Raw genomic sequence first — 20,128 nt, 5'->3', positions numbered from 1 at the left:
ACCTTCATAAATAATATTTTAGATAATATATACTTCAAATTGCCATGAAAAACTTCAGGACTAAATAATTATTAAATATAAGCATACAATGGTTAATAAATGAGCCGAAATGTTGGGTTGTTTGTTATAGTTCTGGGACTAATGATGACCGGTATTGACACTACCGCAGTAATACTTGCCCTGCCGGATATAACACTGGATTTGCACTCAAATCTGGATACAACCATCTGGGTTATTATTATTTATCTGCTGATAATAGCAGTTATGACTACCCAGCTTGGAAGATTCGGCGATTCATTCGGCAGATCAAAAATATATAATTCCGGGTTTGTGGTTTTTACTGTGGGTTCTGCGCTTGCTGGAACATCATTCAATATTTATGAACTCATAGGATTCAGGGCATTACAGGCCTTCGGGGGAGCCCTGATGCAGGCAAATAGTGGGGCCCTGATAGCGGACCTTTATCCCCCAAATGAGAGGGGCAGGGCATACGGTTATACATCTATTGGATATACAACAGGTGCAACTTTAGGAATACTTGTTGGGGGAATAATTACAACTTTCATTGGATGGGAGTATATATTTTATATAAATATTCCAATAGGGATTGCTGCAACCATACTTGGAATCAAAAACATAACAGGTGGAAAAACAACAAAAACATATTTTGATATTCCGGGGTTAATTTCACTTCTGGCAGCCCTAACGCTTACAACATATGGTGCCGCAAACATCACCGGCGTTGGGGTTGATACTTTCAATATATCACTGATAATAACTGGCCTCATCATACTCGGAGTATTTATCTCCGTGGAAAAAAGGGTAAAAAACCCCATAATAAACATGAAAGTTTTTACAAACCGGGTATTCAACTTTTCACTTTTTGCCTCATTTTTTGAGAGTATGGGTTATTTATCCGTTATTTTTATAATAATAATGTATCTGCAGGGGATACGTGGTTTGAGCCCGCTGGATGCTTCCCTGCTGCTGGTGCCGGGTTATGTTATCGGAGCCTGCATTGCACCTTTTGCCGGCAGGCTAACAGATAAAATAGGGGCCAGGATTCCTGCCACATCAGGATTATTCCTTATGCTTGCCGGCATACTGGTTTACATTACATTTTCCGTTACGACGCCCCTGTATTTTGTAATAATCGCATCAATTCTAGGTGGCAGCGGCTCATCGCTCTTTTATCCTGCTAATAACAGTGCTGTAATGGCTAATGCACCTCCTGGCTATTATGGATTATCATCTGGCCTTCTGCGTACATTTGCAAATATCGGTACGCTCATAAGCTATGTTCTCGCCATTACCATAGCATCCATTACAGTACCCCGGTACGTGGCATTCGAAGTATTCCTGGGGCTCCATAATATAATTGGGTCGCTGGCTGCTAAGTTTATGACAGGTATCCGATCCGCCCTAATAATGTCCTTCATTATCATATTTGTAGCAATATTATTATCACTCTTCAGGGGGAAGGAGAACAGATCGGTTGCCAGGAATTCCAGATGAAAATATATCGTGAAAAATTCTATGAGCATCCCATGTTTCAGTTCATAGGATAAAATTATATCCGTATTAACTATTTACAGGCATGGAGCTCCTAAGAAAAGGCAAGGTTAAGGATGTTTATGATGATGGAGAAACACTTATATTCAAATTCTCTGACAGAATTTCTGTATTTGATAAAATTATTCCATCAGCCATACCACACAAGGGGGAATCACTCTGCAGGACCTCAAGCTACTGGTACAATGTTGCATCATCAATCGGGGTCGACACAGATCTGGTAGGCCTTATATCTGACTCGGAAATGAGGGTGAAAAAATACAGGCAGCTGGATCATGGATACTCATTTTTGTCCAATTTCATGGTTCCACTGGAATTTATCACACGTTATTATCTTGCCGGGTCCCTATTTGATAGAATCAAGTCAGGCGAAATTGATTACCATTCCTTAGGATTTAAGAATATGCCCGTATACGGGGATAGGCTTCCTGACCCATTCTTTGAGGTTTCCACGAAATTTGAAAAATTTGACAGGTATCTTAATATCAGTGAGGCACTGGAGATATCCGGGCTGAAGCTCAGTGAACTTTATGAAATAAGGGAAATAATTTTTAAAATAGATAGAAGAATAAATAGTTCCGTGGAATCCAGAGGGCTTGTGCATGCCGATGGGAAGAAGGAATTTGCCCTTGGAACAGGAAGAAACCCTGTAATTATTGATACATTTGGAACACTGGATGAGGACAGGTTCTGGGATAAAAATGACTATGATAACGGGCAGATAAATGAATTGAGTAAGGAAATGGTAAGGCAGTATTACCGTGAATCCGGGTATCATAAAAAACTAATGGATGCCAGGGAAAAGCATGAAAAAGAACCGGACATAGAACCGCTGCCGGAGAATATGGTAAAAACAGTCTCTGACCTTTATATCCATATGTATGAGAAAATCACCGGCCTAAAATGGTAATATATCGTAATTATACACTTTATTAATTAGATGTTTCCGGACGCTTAAATTTCGTGCTCACAGGAAACTTATTAAGTTTATTATCCATGTTTGTTAAACTGGAATTAAACTCATTAAATTTATGGAGATGATAATACGGAATCCTTAAAAAATGCAAACAGTCTTGATGAAATACTTATAAAATCATATCCACCTGGCATAAGCAGGCACATAGAAATCCCTGAAACAGGCATATACCAGGCGTTTTCCAGGTCTGCTGAAAGGTATAGCAGGAATGTATCGATTGACTTTATGGGGAAGGAAATAACCTACAGTGAACTTAAGAAGGAAGTAGAGGAAGCATCCACATTTCTTAACAGCCTGGGGATAAAGCATAAAGACCGTTTAACAATAATGCTGCCCAATTTACCGCAGTACATTATTTTTTTCATGGCTGCAATGAAGCTTGGAATTACAGTGGTTCAGATGAACCCGTTGTATACAACCTCTGAAATAGAATATGAGCTTAGGGACTCAGGGTCAAAAAGTATTGTGTTAATGGCAGCCTCTCTTGAAAAGGTTCTGCCATTAAGAAAAAAACTGCTTAATACCATAATTGTTGTTGGCGTTGATGATTATCTGCCACCTGTGAAATCCTTCTTTTTCAGGCTAATGGACAGGAATAGCAGGGCGCATCTGCCAGCGGAACCGGGAATTATCAGATATAAGCACGAAAGTGTCAAAACACAAATTGAAGATGCAAAAATAGATCCATACACTGATGCAGCACTCCTGCAGTACACAGGGGGAACAACGGGCGTCCCAAAGGCTGCTACTTTAACGCATAGAAACCTGATTGCAAATGCAAACCAGTTAATAGAATGGTTTCCCGAAGATTTTAAGCATGAAATATCATATCTTGCTTCAATACCCTATTTTCATGTTTATGGTATGATGACGGCGATGCTAACACCTCTGCTACAGGGTTCCAGGCTCATAATTATACCGGATCCCAGAAACCAGAAAATGATACTGAATGCCATTCATAAAAAGAAACCCACTGCATTCCCCGGGATTCCAACAATGTACCACAGCATTATTAACCATCCAGATGTAAAAAAATACGGCATAGATAATATAAAACTGTGCATATCAGGTGCCATGCCACTTCCACAGGAGTTGCAAAAAAAATTTGAGGATATTACAGGTGGAACACTGGTAGAGGGCTATGGTTTAAGTGAATGCTCCCCTGTAACAAATATATCTCCCCTGCTGCCGGAATGGAAGGATAAAAGAAGGCCGGGATCTATAGGGCTCCCACTTCCTGGCACCTATGAAAAAATAGTAGATATAAATGACGGGGAAACAGAGCTCGAGCCCGGGATGGAGGGTGAATTGCTTATTAAGGGGCCGCAGGTAATGATGGGTTACTGGAACAGACCTGAGGAAAATAAAAAAGTTTTAGAGAACGGGTGGCTACACACTGGTGATATTGCGAGAATGGATCGTGATGGCTATTTTTATATAGTGGACAGAAAGAAGGATTTAATTATTGCAGGAGGTTACAATATATATCCACGTGAAATAGAGGAGGTTCTTTATCAAAATCCTAAAATCTCAGAGTGTGCCGTTATAGGTGTTCCAGACCCTCACAGGGGAGAAACCGTAAAAGCCTTTATTGTTCCCTCAGATAAAACACTTACAGAGGATGAGTTAAAAGAATATTGTAAACAGAAGCTATCTATTTACAAAATACCAAAAATAATAGAATTCAGGGATAGCCTTCCACTTACCCAGGTGGGAAAAATAGATAAGAAGGCATTGAAGAAAGAGTGAATATTTGTATTCCTTCTAAATCCCATGCTATTAGTTTTTATAATCAATTCTTGCTTTAATTCCCAGGAATCCTATTTCACACAAATTTATATTCTATGTATTTAAATAATAATAGAAAGTATAATATATTAAATTTCAATGTTAAACTGTGGAATATACATATAAGGACGGTAAGATATACCAGGATGATACGGAGGTTTACGAAGTAAAGGCGAATTCATCCAATTTAGGTGCCAAATCCATAGAAATTACAAGTACTTCCGGTCTTCAGAATGTTTACATAGACAAGGCACCTGGCGGTTACAAAATCAGTCAGGGGTCCATGGAAATGGGAACAATTTCACGAAATCTTTCAATGAACTATAATGGAAGAAATTATTCTCTCAGCAGGCCCTACCAGGATGGGGATTCAAGGAAGATGGATATCAAATCAGATGATTCTAAGGTGGGAACACTAACATTCGGGTCGGGGTCACTTACAGGCATATATGATTTTATGAACGATGAGGTTCCGGTTGTGGTATATATGAGCGTTATGTCACCATATATAAGAACTGCATACGGGAATCCCAGTGCACAGGGAACATCTGCAGCACAGAGAAGAAACATGTATAGGATGCCCCGTATATACGCCATTCTATCCAATGTTGTGTTCCTTATAGCCATAGTTCTCATACTTTTTTCCAGCTATCTGGGAATACCTGCAGATTACGACTTCCTCATACTGATACTGGTAATAGTATTCTCATTTGTAATAAGGTCCATAGGGCGCAGAAAATACATAGAGCAGCATAAAAATGACGATGAAAACGGAATGAATAAAAATTTATAATTATAAGCAATTATCTTTTACATGGATTTTTATGAGGAAATTACCTCTGAAATAGTTAATGGCACAATTAAGAATAAGGATCAGCTTCAGAAAGAGAAGTTGTTATTATCAAAAAAATTTAATCTGGACGTTGTTCCCAGTGATGTGGAAATTCTAAATTATGGGGACAACAGAAAGTATGTTCAGCTCTTGCGCAAAAAACCCACCAGAACTGTGTCAGGGGTTGCGGTTGTAGCAGCCATGACATCACCTGAGGCATGCCCCCATGGGAAATGCATATTCTGCCCGGGAGGTGTTGATTCAAATTCTCCCCAGTCCTATACAGGCTATGAACCCTCAGCTCTCAGGGGTAAAAATAACTATTACGATTCTTATAATATAACGTTCAACAGATTAAAGCAACTTGAAACCATAGGCCATGATACAAGCAAGGTTGATCTGATTGTTATGGGCGGAACTTTCACAGCCAGAAGCAGGGAGTATCAGGAAACCTTTGTCAAGGGATGCATAGATGGCATGAATAAGAAGGTATCTGGCAGCCTTGAAGAATCAATAATGGAAAATGAGTTTTCTGAACGTAGATGTATAGGCATGACTATTGAAACCAAGCCTGACTGGTTTAATGAGAGGGAAATAGACGAGGCCCTATCATATGGAACAACAAAGGTGGAGCTTGGTGTGCAGGTTCTTAATGACGCTGTCCTCAGGCTGAACAGAAGGGGGCACGGCATTCCGGAAATAGTCAGATCCACCCAGCTGGCAAAAGATGCAGGATTCAAAATCTTATATCATTTAATGCCTGGCATGTACGGCTCCTCGTACAAGGAAGATATAAAAAGTTTTGATATGGTTATAAATGACGAAAGATTCAAACCGGACATGCTTAAAATATATCCTACCCTTGTTGTTAAAAATACCGCTCTCTATATGTACTGGAAGGAGGGAAAATTTGTGCCCTTCGATACAGAAAAGGTTGACCGGATGGCAACATATTTTATGAAAAATATGCCACCGTGGATCCGGGTTATGAGGATGCAGAGAGATATACCGGTTAACTTTATAGAGGCAGGTGTAAAGAGGAGCGACCTGCATAACCTGGTTGACAACCGCCTGAAGGAGATGGGGATAAAAACCATGGAAATCAGGAGCAGGGAAGTTGGGATTGCCAGGGATTCTTTCGGAAGCGATTATGAACTGGTTAGAAGGAATTACAGGGCCTCCAATGGCGATGAGATATTCCTTTCCTTCGAAAATTCAAAGCGTGATATTATCGGCTACCTGAGGCTAAGGATGCCATCTGATCTGGCGCACAGAAAGGAAATACTGAATTCCTCTGTTATACGGGAAATAAAGGTAATGGGGAATATTGTTCCAATAGGGGAAGAATCATCAGAAAACTGGCAGCACCACGGATTTGGGAAAAAGCTCTTGGATGAGGCAGAACGGATCTCACTGGAAGAATATGACAAAAAGAGAATTATTGTTATAAGCGGAATAGGAGTAAGGAATTATTTCAGAAAGTATGGATATGAAAGGCTGGGCCCATATATGGCAAAGCAGCTTGCATAATAGATGAAATGGTTTTCTACCCACAGTTTAAAAATTATTTCCAGTTTTTCCACTGGTTAAGATAGGCCTCAGACATGCCCCTTAATTTTTTTACATCCTGGTCTGGCAGGACATTTACCGTTCCTGACATTTTTGCCATAATGAATATGTGGGATGATTTTTCCAGTACCTGGGCGGCTGTTACAGCCCTATCCATATCGCTTCCTACTGCCACTGCCCCATGATTTTTCATTATAGTCGCATTATTTGTGCCAAGGCCTCTTACAACGTTGTCTGCAAGCTCCTGGGATCCAGTAATTGCATATTCCGATACCTCAACACCGTCCCCCAGGATCATGGCAGTATCCTCTGTAACAGGGGGTATTCTATGATCTATTACGGAAAGAACAGATGAGTATATTGAATGTGTATGTACAATGGCCATAACATCTGGCCTATTTTTATATATGGCATAATGCATCAACCTTTCACTGGATGGGCTCATTCTGCCACTTACTATATTTCCGGACATATCTGTTACAACCATATCCTCAGGCCTGCTCTTCTCATAATTTGTGCCGCTGGGCGTAATAACCATATTACCATCATCACATCTCAGGCTTATATTCCCCCAGGAGCCAACAGTTAAATTGCTTCTGACCATTTCCCTGCAGGCATTTAAAACAGTATTTCTTTCCAGCTCGTATTCCATTTTAATTAATTGCCATAACTTATAAAATCTTTATTCGCCTATTTCTTCACAAGAATTGTATCAATGTCCGGGTCCTTTATAAGAAGCTTTATGTCAGATGTCATGCGGTAGTTCTGTGATTTTCTCGTGCCCACAAATACACAATCCGGGCGCTCTGCTTCTATGTAGCTGCCCAGTTCCTCCTTAATTCCCCTGTTATCACCAGCCTTTATAATTGTAATATCCAGTTTATCCTCAGATAGCATTCCTGGATTGTCCATGAGCATTTTGAATCTGTGCGTGGGGGCCCTGTCGTATTTCCTCAGGTCATAGATTGTAATGCCTGAACCGTAGATTCTGCCTATCTGCATTGCAAGGAATACAGCAGCCCTTGTATTTATGGATTCTGCCAGGGGGATAAGTATGTTATTATAACCTCTTTCCATATCCCCCGAGCTCAGTATTGCTGTTGGCAAGGTGGAATTCTTCAATATATAATCTCCTATATTCCCGAACACAGAACTTGAAAGCAGGGATCGTTTCCTGGTTGACAGGAATAAAAGGTCATAGTAATGGCCGGAAGTCTCAGCTATAATACCCTTCTTTGCATCCTCGAAAGTCTGTATTTTTGGAACAACCTTTATGCCGGCCTTTTTTCCATCATTGTAGGCAGCAGTAACCAGGTTCAACCGTCCATAGGCATCCACATTCGCCTTTTTTTCCCTTATTGTTATGGCAGTAATTTCAGAATGGAAAAATTTAGCCATGTCATATGATATCTTAAGTGCCTTTCTGGAGTTTGTTCCCCTAAACATAGGCACAATAATATGGTCCGTCTTCAAAAAATATGATCTTGAGGATTCAAACATGCCTTTATTTATTCAAGTAAAGAATATAATAATTTCTATTTTTTCCTGGAGTTCACATTATAAAAATTATTTTCACAGTTCCATCGGTGGTTTTATTCATTTTTTTCTGTAAAAGAATCACCCCTGTGGTGCCTTTCATTTAATCTTTTCTCTATATATGCCAATAGCTCTGCCCTTGTTTTTAATCCTGCTATATTGCTTTCCCTGCCAAGGCGGTTATCCCTTATAAAACCCCTTAGATTCTCTATATTCTGTCTTTTAAGCATCCTCAAAAGATCAGCGTCATCCCTGTATCCTGTTATCTTTATTTTATCAGGTGCTTCCTTTTTTTCTTTTATCCTTACATCTATGTGTATATTTTCCATTAGCTCCGGATTGCGCTCAATTCTGTCGGCAAGGTATCTAAGGATTTCAGGCAGTTCTCTGGATTTAGACTTATTCAACATATTTTATAATCTCCCTGACAAGTTTTGTGTATCTATCTGCAAGTTCATATCCGTATTTCTGCCCAAGAGTTGCAGCACCTGTCTGGAATTCCGCTGCCTCTGAAACCCTCACGCTAAGAGGTATATATGGTTCAAAAATTCTCGGGTAGTCACCCTTCCTTTCCCTGTATTTCAGGGAATCAATTATTGAATCATGAAGCCTGTTGTTGGACCTGTACATGGATATAACAATTCCAAGAGGCTTTATTGGAATGCCCGTATCCTTTTTGAATGAGTTTATTCTGGTTAGAATCTGCGGTATCCCGTACGTCGAAAGTATATCTGGCACTGTAGGTATTATATAATAATCAGAGATGTATATGCCTGCAAGGGTAATTAGCCCCAGATTGGGAGGGCAGTCTATCATAACATAGTCATAATTTTCCAGTATGCTTCCCAGTGAATCCTTCAAAATTGTAATAGGGGTCTTTACAAAATATCCCGAATTTGATACCAGCGGAAGTTTATCCTGTATATCTATGAGCCTCAGGCTGGAGGGAAGCAGATCCAGGTTCTGAATCCCTGAATCTATATTGGATACATTTTTGACAATGGATGAATTAATGTCGAATACCTCAGTGCCATAAACCTTATCACTGAAAAGCTGAAATATGGTGTTTCCCTTTTTATCCATGTTAAGCCAGCGGGTCTCATCCATTAGTGAAACTGTGGCATTTGTCTGTGGATCAAGATCAATAATAAGTACTCTCTTGCCAAAGCTGGATGCCAGGAATTCAGATATGGCAATTGTGGTCTGCGTTTTGCCAACCCCGCCCTTTAGATTAATGGTGCTTATAACATATGCCATTAGAGGTAAAATGCCAGTTTGTATTTAAATTATTTCACAGGTTTTAAATGCCCGGGAAGTTCTGAAAATATTTTGGAAACGATAAATAACCTAATATGGCGGCATGGGTTTGAGAACTGTACCCTCTTTGTTCATGAGGGTTTTATATTTCCCAAGGTTGATCTGTACATACCTTACAGGTTTCTGCTCGTTCTTCATTAAGAATCTCTCTATAGAATCGTTATTTTCATTGGCCTTTTTGCATACGTCACTGACCTCGTCAGGCGTTAACTCCCTATCTGTATCATCCATATAACGTATATTGATGCTCTTGATTTCCTCACATCTGTACATATAATCATAAAAGCTTTTGCATTAATTAATCTTATTATGCAGCATTTAGTATTAACAGCAACATGAGACAAATTGAAATTCAGAGGAGAGAACAAATTTCATGCAGTAAATGCCATTATGCATTATTTATCTTTGATAGTATGGAGGTAATATCACAGAATACCGATTCTAAGTCTCTGGATTTTTCCTCGATAATAAATATATGCCCCGCTGGGAGCCTGTCCAATGCCTCATAATATATGGTCTGGGCACGCTGCGCATCCAGGTTTTCATTTATTTTCTCCGTACTGTATCCTCTCAGTTCCATCCTTCTGCGCAGCACATCTTCGTCCTCAACAAGGATTATTACATGGCTGCAGTTCATAAAATGGGAATAGTGTGATTCCACTACATCTGACTCTATGTGTACAGTAGCCAGGCGGTCAACATCAACAACACCCTTAGATATCAAACCAGATCTTTCAGCTATTTCATTTAGTCCGGTGCATTTTATTCCATTAAGATTTAGCATCCTGCAGAAGGACGTTTTCCCGGTCCCTGGTATTCCAGTTATGCAGATCAATTCACATAACCCCATCGTGTATTCCGGAACCATAAAAATAGTTGTTCAGTTTTACAGGCATTGCCAGATGCCTTCTGGCTATAACCGGAACCTCGTAGAATCCCTCACTTACATTGCGATTTATTTCCCTGTAAACAGGGGTTTTATACCTTCTGTGGCAGGAAGGGCACCTGAAGTCTGCCTTCCCCTTTGATTTTGTCCTGACATTGCATACCGGGCAAAGAGGATTCTCACGCGAATAGAGCGTGGCTATCTTCCTTATCCTGATTTTTTCTAATTTTAGCGTGCCGGCCATGTATGAACCGTATGCCGTTACTATGTCACCGGGCACCAGCGATAGTAAAATTTTCCTGAACTCCTTTGTGGGTTCAAAGGCTGCAAGTTTAATCTCCCTATTTTTATAATTGAGGCTTACAAATGAATGCCCGCCTTCAATGGTATAGGGATTTCCTGATATTACCCCGGTAACAGCATAGGAACCCATATCAGAGATGTAATCCGGGTTGTTTATTATATGATCGTCTGTTCCCTGGTTTGTCCTGTATATTATATACCCATCATCCTGGATTTTATGGAAATTTTGTATTTCCTCATAAATGTTTATAAGGTCATTTTTTACAATTCCTCTAATTCCCATAACAACAGGGGTTTTTGGCTTTGGGAATATTGCCGGATAACCGTTAACAGTATCTATGTTGTTGAATGTTGATGCATATTTTTCAGGAATTTTACTAATTTCCATCTTTTCTTCATGTGTTAGTCCGGTATAATGTGGATATCTGTAATCCAGCAATTCATATGTATAACGCTGCCCTTTCCATGCCAGTGACGCTGCTGACCCTATTATGCCGTGGCCGGTCTTGAATTTTTTATACACAGCCCTTCCCCTGAGGTAATTCTCGATGAACTCTATATTTATATCCTCCTGCAGTGCAGTGGAATACAGTTCTTCATTAAATTTGGTTCTTGATATGACTATGCCGGGGTTTGTTTTATCATCGTCCCTAACATAAAATTCATCCACTATGGAGGAAACATAATCCATCAATTGGTTCACATCCGGCTCCTCCTCTATTCTGGAGTATGAATAAACATATTTGCCTGATATTTTTCCTATGATGTTTGTTTTGCCACTGCCCTTTCCAAGGCAAATATTCAATGCACCGTTTCCTCTAGTTTTATAGCCTATATTAGGGTTTAGCCTCACAAGCTGTGGCTCATCAATGATATCATAACGGCCATCAGCAATTATCCTGTATATGAGATATGTAGTACACATCCTGTCCTGGCTGTCAGTATCATCTATTGCCACAAACATTATTTCCCGTACCTCCTCTTCCTGGACTGGTATGAATAAATAGCCCTCAAAAAGTCCAGCTTTTTAAGCTCAGGCCAGTTAACATCGGAAAAATAGAGTTCTGAGTATGCAGATTGCCATAAAAGAAAATTTGAAATTCTTTCCTCCCCGCTGGTTCTCAGTATGAGATCAGGGTCAGTAAGCGTATTATCATAGAGATAGTTCCTGAAAAGATCTTCATTAATATCATCCAGTTTTACTATCCCATTCACCACATCCGATGCTATGTTTTTAACAGCACTTATTATTTCCTGCCTGCCACCATAACCAATAGCAAGGTTGAACCTGAACTTTTTGAAATTTTCTGTGGATTTCTCCACCTCATTTATGGTATTTATGAGATACTCCGGTAACCCCCTGAAATCTCCTATGACCTTGACCTTTATCTCATTTTTATATATTCTGTCATCGTGAAGAAGGTCACGCAATGAATCGTTTATTAAATTAAATAAAAACCTGACCTCGTCGGTTTCCCTCTTGAAATTTTCTGTGGAAAATCCATATACTGTTACAATTTTAATTCCAACTTCCATTGCCCAGTCCAGTACCTCCTCGAGTTTATCCTTTCCCCTGACATGCCCCTCATTTGGTGAGATGCCTATCTGCCTGGCATATCTTCTGTTTCCATCAGTTATAATTCCCAGATGGTGGGGAACTTTGCTTTTACGGATTTCCTCCATCAACGCCTGTTCGTATACCCCGGAGGCTATGTTACCGATTTTATTGGCAATGCTCATTATACATAATGTATATACATTATTTATTAATAAATCAATCTATAAAGTTAAGATTTATCGTAGATGGAAATTCTGAGAGTCAATAATATACCCCATTAAGCAGATAAATTATTTTGGGACAAATAGCTGTAGTTTTCCCCTATAATATTCCATAAACAGCAGCCATGTATAAATATTCTCAATTCTGGAAAATAAATAAAATTCATGCAAGAGCATCCAGAGATTAAACCTGAATTCAACGCTTCTTAAGCTCTATGGAATACATATTCAGGTATTTAGAAAACCCATGAACTATCCTCTTATAAACTATTTCTAGCCCAAGGTCTCTGAATTCCTCCATTCTCGATTCCAGGGTATCCAGATCACATATCTCATAATAATTTATCAATCCTCCTGATACAATAGCATCTATGGCTATAGGCAGAAATTTTATGGAATCATGTGGCAGGTTCATTATAATCCTGTCAAATCCTGAATATCCTGATACCAGAATTCCAGAATCCCCGGCAATGGCTGTAATATGTCCTCTCATCCTGTTTAAACCTATATTTTTATCGAGAAGTTCTATGGCAGCAGGATTTTTGTCAATAGCAATAATATTGCACAGCTTATTTTTGGCTATTAGAATGGAAAAAGGGCCTATGCCTGCGAACATATCTATTATATTTTCACCATCCCTTACCTCCTTTGCTATACGTAGACGCTCGCTGGCAAGCCTAGGTGAAAAATATGCCCTGCCAACATCAACGTTCATTCTTATGCCATTTTCATGATAAATTGTTCTATATACAGGGTCACCGGATAATAGTGTCAGATTTCTTGTCCTGAATTCCCCCTCAATGCCGCTATCAAGGTATACCGTTTTGATGTTTTTTCGCTCAGTCAGGAATCTGGCAAGATACATGGATTCCTCAACGCTCTTCCCCTTTATTATCGCTATGCTTCCTATGATGTCGTAGGAAAAAGATACCCTTTCAGGTTCTATCCTGGAAGATTTCAGGGCTTCCCTTTCCACTGTCTTGTAGCCATCCGGTTTTCCTGTAACCGGTATATAAATATAGGTATCATCACTGGATATTTTATAATTATTATCCAGTAGTCTCAGGCTTTTCAATTTATTTATGGTTTCCTGACCGCATTTCTTTTCAATTTTTACATGTAACATGTTCACTGCCTTCACAATTATAATCTTCTTTAAACATATGATCCAGCCTTTAAATTTATTATCTTCCTAAAGCTCCCGGATAGGGGTATTTTGATCATGCCTCATTACATTTAAATTCATAACATTGCCTCTTTTATTACACTTTCTTTTATTAAGATCGCCATTTAACAATGCTTTACCATTATATTAAAGGAAATCTATTAATTCTGATTTCAAGGCTCACTAACCGGTATTTTCTATTTTATAGATCCCTATCACAGGTTTATTTTCTAGCTTAATAATACCTATTATTGATTTTTTTTGCATTCTCTATGATATCGCTGGCGAGTTTTACAGAGAAACCAAAGATTTTTGATATGTCCTCTACCCTTGCCCCGGCAATGGCTTCAAGAGAATTGAAGCCATTATTATACAGCCTCCTGGCCCTTACCCTGCCTACCTGAGGTATCTCTATAATACGTATTATATCCTCCTTTATGCCCTCCTTGATTCTTATGTTCAGGTGCATTAACTTATTTTCATGTTCGGGGGCAAACATTCTGGAAATCCTGTAAAGTGAATATGAAATCCAGTCCGCAGATGACGCCCTTGCCTGGATATCCCCGGGGCCTATTCCAAAAGTTTCGGCTATGGTACCTACAGGCACCTCATTAATCCATTCATTTAGTATTATGGCAGTTTTTGCGGCCTTCATTGATTCATCGCTGAAATCACTTATATTGTGCCGGTCAAGAAACTCTTCAATGTAAACATAATCGCTATCCCTGAAATTAAATGTAAGTATGTCCGGTGTTTTTGAAATAAAGTAAAGATAAAGTTCCTCAGAATATTCAAATTCCAGTGCCTGCTTCAGTATAAGTGCTGTAACCGGGTCAATGTACAGATCCGATGTAAGCCTTCCGAACTTTGTTGCTGAATATTTTCCATTTTCCTCCTGTACGAATTCGTTTTCCTTCAGAAAGTATATGGCGCTTTCAAATGCCAGATCCATATCTTCAATATCTTTCTGGATTGCCAGCAGTGTTTTTCCATAGAAGGCATTAATGCCTTCAAAGTCATTTCCCACCCCTGATGCTATGAGGGCCAGGATATTAAATCTAATAAGGCTGTTAGAATCCATCTTCGAAATTACGGGCTCAAGCTTTCCACTTAAATAGCCTTCGGCCACCTTGAGCATGGAAGGAGAAGCCACGTATATATATCCATAACCCTTTTTATCATATTTCGGCCTTCCTGCCCTGCCTATCATCTGCTGAATTTCTATCCCAGATATAGGTTTGCTGTATCCATCTGCATACCTTGTTATATCCCTTATTATAACTGTCCTTGCCGGTAGATTGACCCCTGCTGCCAGTGTAGGTGTTGCGGCTAGAACCCTTATGTACCCTTCCCTAAAAAGCCTCTCTATCTCAGCACGCTGATCGTTTGACAGACCTGCATGATGAAACATAACACCATGCGATATCATATTGCTCTGTACCTCGTTAAATACATCAGCAGGCACATTCATGTCAGCAACATCATTCTTAAAGTCGAATTTAGCCGCCATTGACATTGCATATTTTTCTGCGTTTCTTCTCGAGTTCCTGAATACCAGGGCCTGTCCTCCAGATTCAATGCTTTCACTTATGAGATAGATCTCATCCTCATTTCCAATGTATTTTTTATCGCTCCCCTGAATGAGGTTATGCTTGAATAATATCCCGGTTTCCAGTGGTACAGCCCTAAAATTTGATATAACCGTATCAGCATTCATCCACTCCGCAAGCTCCTCTATATTGGAAACGGTTGCTGAGAGCCCCAGGATCAGGATGTCAGGATTAAGGTAAAGAACCGTTGATATCACTGTTTCCAGCCTTGGGCCCCTGCTCTGATCAGATATCATATGAATTTCATCCACTATGATTAGCCCGAAATAATTTAGAATATCGGGATCTCTGTGAAGCATGGAATCTGCCCTTTCTGAGGTTGCAATAATAACATCATAATTTCTAACAAAGGATGGGGGAATATCATAATCTCCAATGGACATTGTTACTTTTAGTCCGAGATTTCTGAGAGTTGACAGCTCAGAAAATTTTTCCATGGCCAGTGATCTCAATGGAACTATGTACATTGATTTCTTTCCCCTTAAATATGTATCATAAATGGAAATATACCCTATAAGTGTTTTACCGGAGGCTGTTGGCACTGATACTATCACATTCCTGTTTTTCCTTATTTTTTCCACTGCCTCTTCCTGATGTTTATAAAGTGTAAAATCATTGTTTTCAGTTACCTTGAGAAACTCATCCGAGGTAGCCTCGCTTAATTTCATGACAGAATATTATTAGATGTTTTAAATAACTATCTGTGCCTATAAATTCATAAAGCATGATTTATCTTCGGTATTTTCTCTATCACATCCCGGGTGCAGAAGGCATAATTCTCACTGTTATTTTATTAGTGTCTTATTAACAGGATTTATGTTCACTCAGAATATTCTAAATAATCTAACCATCCTATCATGGATAATTTTTATATATACTGTGGCATAACATCCTGATGATTGTAATAACCTTCGTTATACCGGCCAGCATTGAGTTTAACGGTGGCATTGAAAAAACAATTTCACATTACTACAGATACAAGGCAGATGGATTCCAAAAATTCATTCTTCAGGGTACAGGAATGCAGGAAGAAAACATATATTCAATAAAATCAATATATTCAAAATTAATAATAAGGACCTCAGGAATACCCAATTTTATCATACGCATGTTTGCCCCGGTAATACTTTCATTTGACAGGCTTATTAATTTAAAGACCGTAAAGCATATAGAAAAAATATCTGATATTATATACCTAACAAACAATGACTATTATTATTTATTTCGGCATGGCAAATTTATTGTGTGGAGTGAGCACGGAAATATTCCATCCAACTACACCGGCGTGGGCATTGTTAATTCTGCTGTGACATCCATGGTGCGAAATAAATTGATATTCAGGAAAATAAATGCCGTGCATCTGATAAACTGTTATAACAGCAAATTAATTCCAATGAAAAATATATTCTGTGTTCCAAATGGCGTAAACTCCTCTGGATTTACACCCGGGGAGAGGCAGCCTGGGAGGCCGAAATTACTGTATGTGGGCAGGCTGGAAAAGTCAAAGGGCATAGACAAGGTACTTAATGTATTTAAAAACCATAATCTGGATATTGATCTTACTGTTGTTGGTTCAGGCATCCTTGAAAATATATTACAGGATATTCCTGAAAATGTAAGGCACAGAAAAAATATACCTGATTCAGAACTTCAGGAAATTTATAGAAGTTCAGATGCTTTAATTTTTCCTTCCACCCTTGAAAATTTTGGAAATGTTGTTCTCGAGGCACTCTCATCAGGACTTTACGTAATAACATCCCGGGAGTTGAAGCCGAGGTTCGACGATGCAGAAAAGATGGGATTCCTGGAATATATTGATGCTACCGAAGCCGGGATATTAAATGCCCTGAAGGATATCAGGGAAAAGATAAAATATACCGGAATTTTCAGCAATAAAGTTAAGATGCATGATTATATAGAAAAAACATACGACTGGAATAATGTTGTGGGGCAATTTTACTCTGCCCTTGCTGAAGCATATAAAAATAAATGAAAAAATTTTATACCATTTAGCAATAAAATATATATGACAACAGAAATTATATGGCACGGCCATGCAGGATTCAGCATAAAAGGCAGTACGGAAGTGCTTGTCGATCCATTCTTTAGCGGGAATCCACTTGCCAAGGAGAAAGCTGAGGACATGAATCCTGATATTATAGCTGTTACGCATGGGCATTTTGACCATGCTGGAGACGCAGTAGCAATTTCCAGGAAAAACAATATTCCCATTTTATGTTCATTTGAGCTTTCAGAAATCCTCAAAAAGGAAAATGCACAGACAATTGATATAAATCCTGGAGGAACAGTAGAATTCCAGAACCTTAAAATAAGTGCGGTCCCTGCAATACACTCATCCAGCTACAATGGGCTTTATGCAGGCGCTTCCATGGGGTACATTATTGACAACGGGGATGTTAAAATTTACCACGCTGGAGATACAACCTACTTTAAGGATATGGAACTCATTGGCAGCGTTTTCAAGCCGGATATTGCAATGCTTCCAATAGGCGGGCATTATACCATGGATATTGATGGCGCAGTTGAGGCGATAAAACTGCTGGGTGTAAAAAAGGTTATACCGATGCATTACAACACATTCCCACCAATAAAGGCCGATGCCTCTGAATTCAAGGAGAAAGCGGAGCTGGCAGGTGCAAAGGTTACCATCCCTGAACCCGGGAAAAGTTTTACATTTTGAGTTTAAAACTTTGGCCCTTTTCCTCTGGTTGTGTAAAAGGCCTTTACCATGCTATTGCTACTTATAATTACCCAAATCCCCAATAATTTTCAATTTTCTTATGAGCGTGCCTGTAGAATAAAAACACTCTGAATAATCGAAATTGCTTCCACCTGCAAGTGCTGATGGGTCGATATTGTAGCCAAGGAAAAGCTTGTTTTTAATTTTTTCGCGCTGCCTGAATATAAAATAATTCATTGAGTTCCTGAGTATTGATTCAGAATAATTGTTAAGGTAATAGTCATCAACATTCTGGGTAACTGTAATAAGGGATATCATGTTATGCCTCCCATTTCTGGCGAGCATATCAACAATTTCTGCATTTTTCTTATCCTTTAGAAAAAGATGAGATTCATCTATTACAATGAATTTATTTCCCTCACTTCCCTCGGCCAGATGCACGGCAAGAGTAAGGCAAAGCCTGAAGAACATATCACGTAGATGGCTATTGGCATAATCAAACCTGAATACAACCCTCTTTCCAGATAATTTTACTGGGGTCTCAAAAATTTTTCCCGCAAGTGATGTAAAAGTAATTGAATGCCGTTTTTCGTAATTTATAATTTCAGATATTAAGTTGCTAAACAGGAGATCTCCGTACTTTTTCTCCGCGTTTTCTATTATTATTGTGACTTTCTCATCCGGTATTCCTGTAATAGCCTCTATGGCATCCTTTACTGCATGATTTATTCCTGTTGTGCCCATGATAAAATCAGGATACTCCCCGGATCCCAGCTGTACAATTTGATCGCCTGTATATTCCATTAAGGGGTCTATAATGTATACCTGTGAAGAATTGCCCAGGCTGCCAAGCAGCATTTCTGTAAAATAGGATTTTCCAGATCCTGTTTCACCTGTTATTGCGATATTGTATGATGAACCTCTGAACAGGTTCAGATATACTGTTTTACCCGTAATTATGTTGGTACCAACAGGCTGCATGCGGGACTCCGGTATGGCCGTGAAACCGCAGGGGAAAATTGATGATAATGATTCAGCATCCATCATATATTTTTTCCCCTGTGATGAATATGCCAGAGGATCAAATGAATCCCTGCCAAAAAAATGAAATTGATTAATTTTGAAGCCTGTGGATTCCATAACCCTGAGAAACTGATCACTGCTTTTCCTGAGTTCAGCAGGATGGTCCGAGAGCAACGAAAATCTGATGGAAACATTATAAAGTTTATCCTGCCTGGACAGGGCTTCAAGCGAACTTAACTGTTTTTTCAGCAGAGATGCATAATGCCCTGTTTTTGCATATGAAAGCTCTGCCTTTCTGGAGGCAATCAGCCTCTTCATGAATAAGTTGTTTCTCATAAGTGGTTTTACATCTATATACAATTCCACCATGAATCCAAATTTTTCTATTATAGACTGATAGAGATAGTCTCCTGAATAGTCCATATCTACAATATCATAGCATGAACCGTAAAATCCATCCTTTTTAAAGTAATTTGAGAAGGTTCTTACATTTCTAGGGAAGATAGATGAAACAGTATCCTCATCATCAACGAGCCTTGCACCAACTCCGCCTCCGGAAATAAATGCAGTTATATTTTCCCTAATAGTGTCCACAGCGCTGTTGAAATTTCCTGCATTAGCCTTTAATAATACAAATGTTCTGTAATATATAGAATTCTCATGCTCCTCCGGTTTTGATACAATAGTGTAGCCACATGTAAGTTTTTCCAGGGCACGGGCTATGCCGAGGATCTTTACATTCTTGGCGCTGTCTGTGTATAGTTCCCGGTTTTCTATCTCAAGGGCAGTAAAGGCAAATTTCCCGGAAATTCCATACAACTCACCATTTTGGATAAACTTTATTTCATAGGTTGAACCATGAAAGTATAATTTTCTCATTAAGTATACATTTCCCGGGTCGAACCTCAGAATAAGCATGATGGTGAAATAGGTCACCCCTATTATTAGTGCAGCAAGGAGAGATATGGTAAAAACAGTTGCTATAATGGATATTCCGGCAATTATTATAATAAATTTTTCCAGTGGTAATCCATAAATATAGGATTTGAAATTATATACGTTGGCCGGCAT

18 protein-coding genes are annotated in these 20,128 nt (G+C 39.1%); 7 read left to right on the top strand and 11 right to left on the bottom strand.

Annotated elements, in window-relative coordinates; translation table 11 throughout:
- Positions 1–99: 99 nt before the first annotated feature.
- From RE471_RS08150 to RE471_RS08130, 5 genes are all read left to right on the top strand, one after another.
- Positions 100–1,515 carry an MFS transporter gene (locus RE471_RS08150; protein ID WP_309214351.1) on the top strand — a complete coding sequence of 472 codons (1,416 nt, stop codon included), beginning with the start codon at positions 100–102 and terminating at the stop codon, positions 1,513–1,515.
- A gap of 82 nt (positions 1,516–1,597) precedes the next feature.
- A complete protein-coding gene (locus tag RE471_RS08145) occupies positions 1,598–2,482 on the top strand; it encodes a phosphoribosylaminoimidazolesuccinocarboxamide synthase (protein ID WP_309214350.1) in 885 nt (294 codons plus the stop codon).
- 117 nt (positions 2,483–2,599) lie between these two features.
- Complete coding sequence (locus tag RE471_RS08140; protein ID WP_309215756.1) at positions 2,600–4,297, top strand: long-chain fatty acid--CoA ligase; 1,698 nt, start codon at positions 2,600–2,602, stop codon at positions 4,295–4,297.
- Between the two features lie 148 nt (positions 4,298–4,445).
- Entirely contained in the window at positions 4,446–5,129 is a 684-nt protein-coding gene (locus RE471_RS08135) for a hypothetical protein (RefSeq protein ID WP_309214349.1), read from the top strand.
- Between the two features lie 21 nt (positions 5,130–5,150).
- Positions 5,151–6,698, top strand: coding sequence for a tRNA uridine(34) 5-carboxymethylaminomethyl modification radical SAM/GNAT enzyme Elp3 (locus RE471_RS08130; RefSeq protein WP_309214348.1), 1,548 nt, complete (start codon positions 5,151–5,153; stop codon positions 6,696–6,698).
- A gap of 34 nt (positions 6,699–6,732) precedes the next feature.
- Here RE471_RS08130 and RE471_RS08125 read toward each other — a convergent pair whose 3' ends face one another.
- The 10 genes from RE471_RS08125 to RE471_RS08080 form a co-directional block, all read right to left on the bottom strand.
- Positions 6,733–7,389: a class II aldolase/adducin family protein gene (locus tag RE471_RS08125; RefSeq protein ID WP_309214347.1), complete on the bottom strand. Its 657-nt coding sequence runs from the start codon at positions 7,387–7,389 to the stop codon at positions 6,733–6,735.
- A 38-nt stretch (positions 7,390–7,427) separates the two neighbouring features.
- The gene (locus RE471_RS08120; protein WP_309214346.1) at positions 7,428–8,237 is read right to left on the bottom strand and encodes a universal stress protein; all 810 of its coding nucleotides are present in this window, start codon (positions 8,235–8,237) and stop codon (positions 7,428–7,430) included.
- 92 nt (positions 8,238–8,329) lie between these two features.
- Positions 8,330–8,683, bottom strand: coding sequence for a hypothetical protein (locus RE471_RS08115; RefSeq protein WP_309214344.1), 354 nt, complete (start codon positions 8,681–8,683; stop codon positions 8,330–8,332).
- On the bottom strand, positions 8,673–9,530 hold the full coding sequence (locus tag RE471_RS08110) for an AAA family ATPase (protein ID WP_309214343.1): 858 nt from the start codon (positions 9,528–9,530) through the stop codon (positions 8,673–8,675). Before RE471_RS08110 ends, RE471_RS08115 begins: the two co-directional genes overlap by 11 nt.
- 90 nt (positions 9,531–9,620) lie before the next feature.
- Entirely contained in the window at positions 9,621–9,863 is a 243-nt protein-coding gene (locus RE471_RS08105; RefSeq protein ID WP_298278526.1) for a hypothetical protein, read from the bottom strand.
- Between the two features lie 115 nt (positions 9,864–9,978).
- Positions 9,979–10,425 carry an AAA family ATPase gene (locus tag RE471_RS08100; protein ID WP_309214342.1) on the bottom strand — a complete coding sequence of 149 codons (447 nt, stop codon included), beginning with the start codon at positions 10,423–10,425 and terminating at the stop codon, positions 9,979–9,981.
- Position 10,426: 1 nt separating this feature from the next.
- Entirely contained in the window at positions 10,427–11,743 is a 1,317-nt protein-coding gene (locus RE471_RS08095) for a tRNA(Ile)(2)-agmatinylcytidine synthase (RefSeq protein WP_309214341.1), read from the bottom strand.
- Positions 11,743–12,519, bottom strand: coding sequence for a polyprenyl diphosphate synthase (gene uppS, locus RE471_RS08090; RefSeq protein ID WP_298278519.1), 777 nt, complete (start codon positions 12,517–12,519; stop codon positions 11,743–11,745). Before uppS ends, RE471_RS08095 begins: the two co-directional genes overlap by 1 nt.
- A 235-nt stretch (positions 12,520–12,754) precedes the next feature.
- Positions 12,755–13,684 (bottom strand): class I SAM-dependent methyltransferase family protein, encoded by a 930-nt coding sequence (locus RE471_RS08085; protein WP_309214340.1) that lies wholly within the window; start codon positions 13,682–13,684, stop codon positions 12,755–12,757.
- Positions 13,685–13,958: 274 nt separating this feature from the next.
- Positions 13,959–16,001 carry an ATP-dependent DNA helicase gene (locus RE471_RS08080; RefSeq protein WP_309214339.1) on the bottom strand — a complete coding sequence of 681 codons (2,043 nt, stop codon included), beginning with the start codon at positions 15,999–16,001 and terminating at the stop codon, positions 13,959–13,961.
- 227 nt (positions 16,002–16,228) lie between these two features.
- On the opposite strand from RE471_RS08080, the gene RE471_RS08075 reads away from it, so the two are divergent.
- Both RE471_RS08075 and RE471_RS08070 read left to right on the top strand, forming a co-directional pair.
- Positions 16,229–17,326, top strand: coding sequence for a glycosyltransferase family 4 protein (locus tag RE471_RS08075; protein WP_309214338.1), 1,098 nt, complete (start codon positions 16,229–16,231; stop codon positions 17,324–17,326).
- 33 nt (positions 17,327–17,359) lie between these two features.
- Positions 17,360–18,034 (top strand): metal-dependent hydrolase, encoded by a 675-nt coding sequence (locus RE471_RS08070; RefSeq protein ID WP_309214337.1) that lies wholly within the window; start codon positions 17,360–17,362, stop codon positions 18,032–18,034.
- A gap of 57 nt (positions 18,035–18,091) precedes the next feature.
- Here the strand turns inward: RE471_RS08070 and RE471_RS08065 are convergent, their stop codons facing one another.
- Positions 18,092–20,128 (bottom strand): helicase HerA domain-containing protein, encoded by a 2,037-nt coding sequence (locus tag RE471_RS08065; protein ID WP_309214336.1) that lies wholly within the window; start codon positions 20,126–20,128, stop codon positions 18,092–18,094.

The organism is Ferroplasma sp., from assembly GCF_031200575.1.
Lineage (GTDB): Archaea > Thermoplasmatota > Thermoplasmata > Thermoplasmatales > Thermoplasmataceae > Ferroplasma.
Note: the sequence above shows the minus strand (reverse complement) of the source record. Positions and strands in the feature narration are given on the sequence as shown.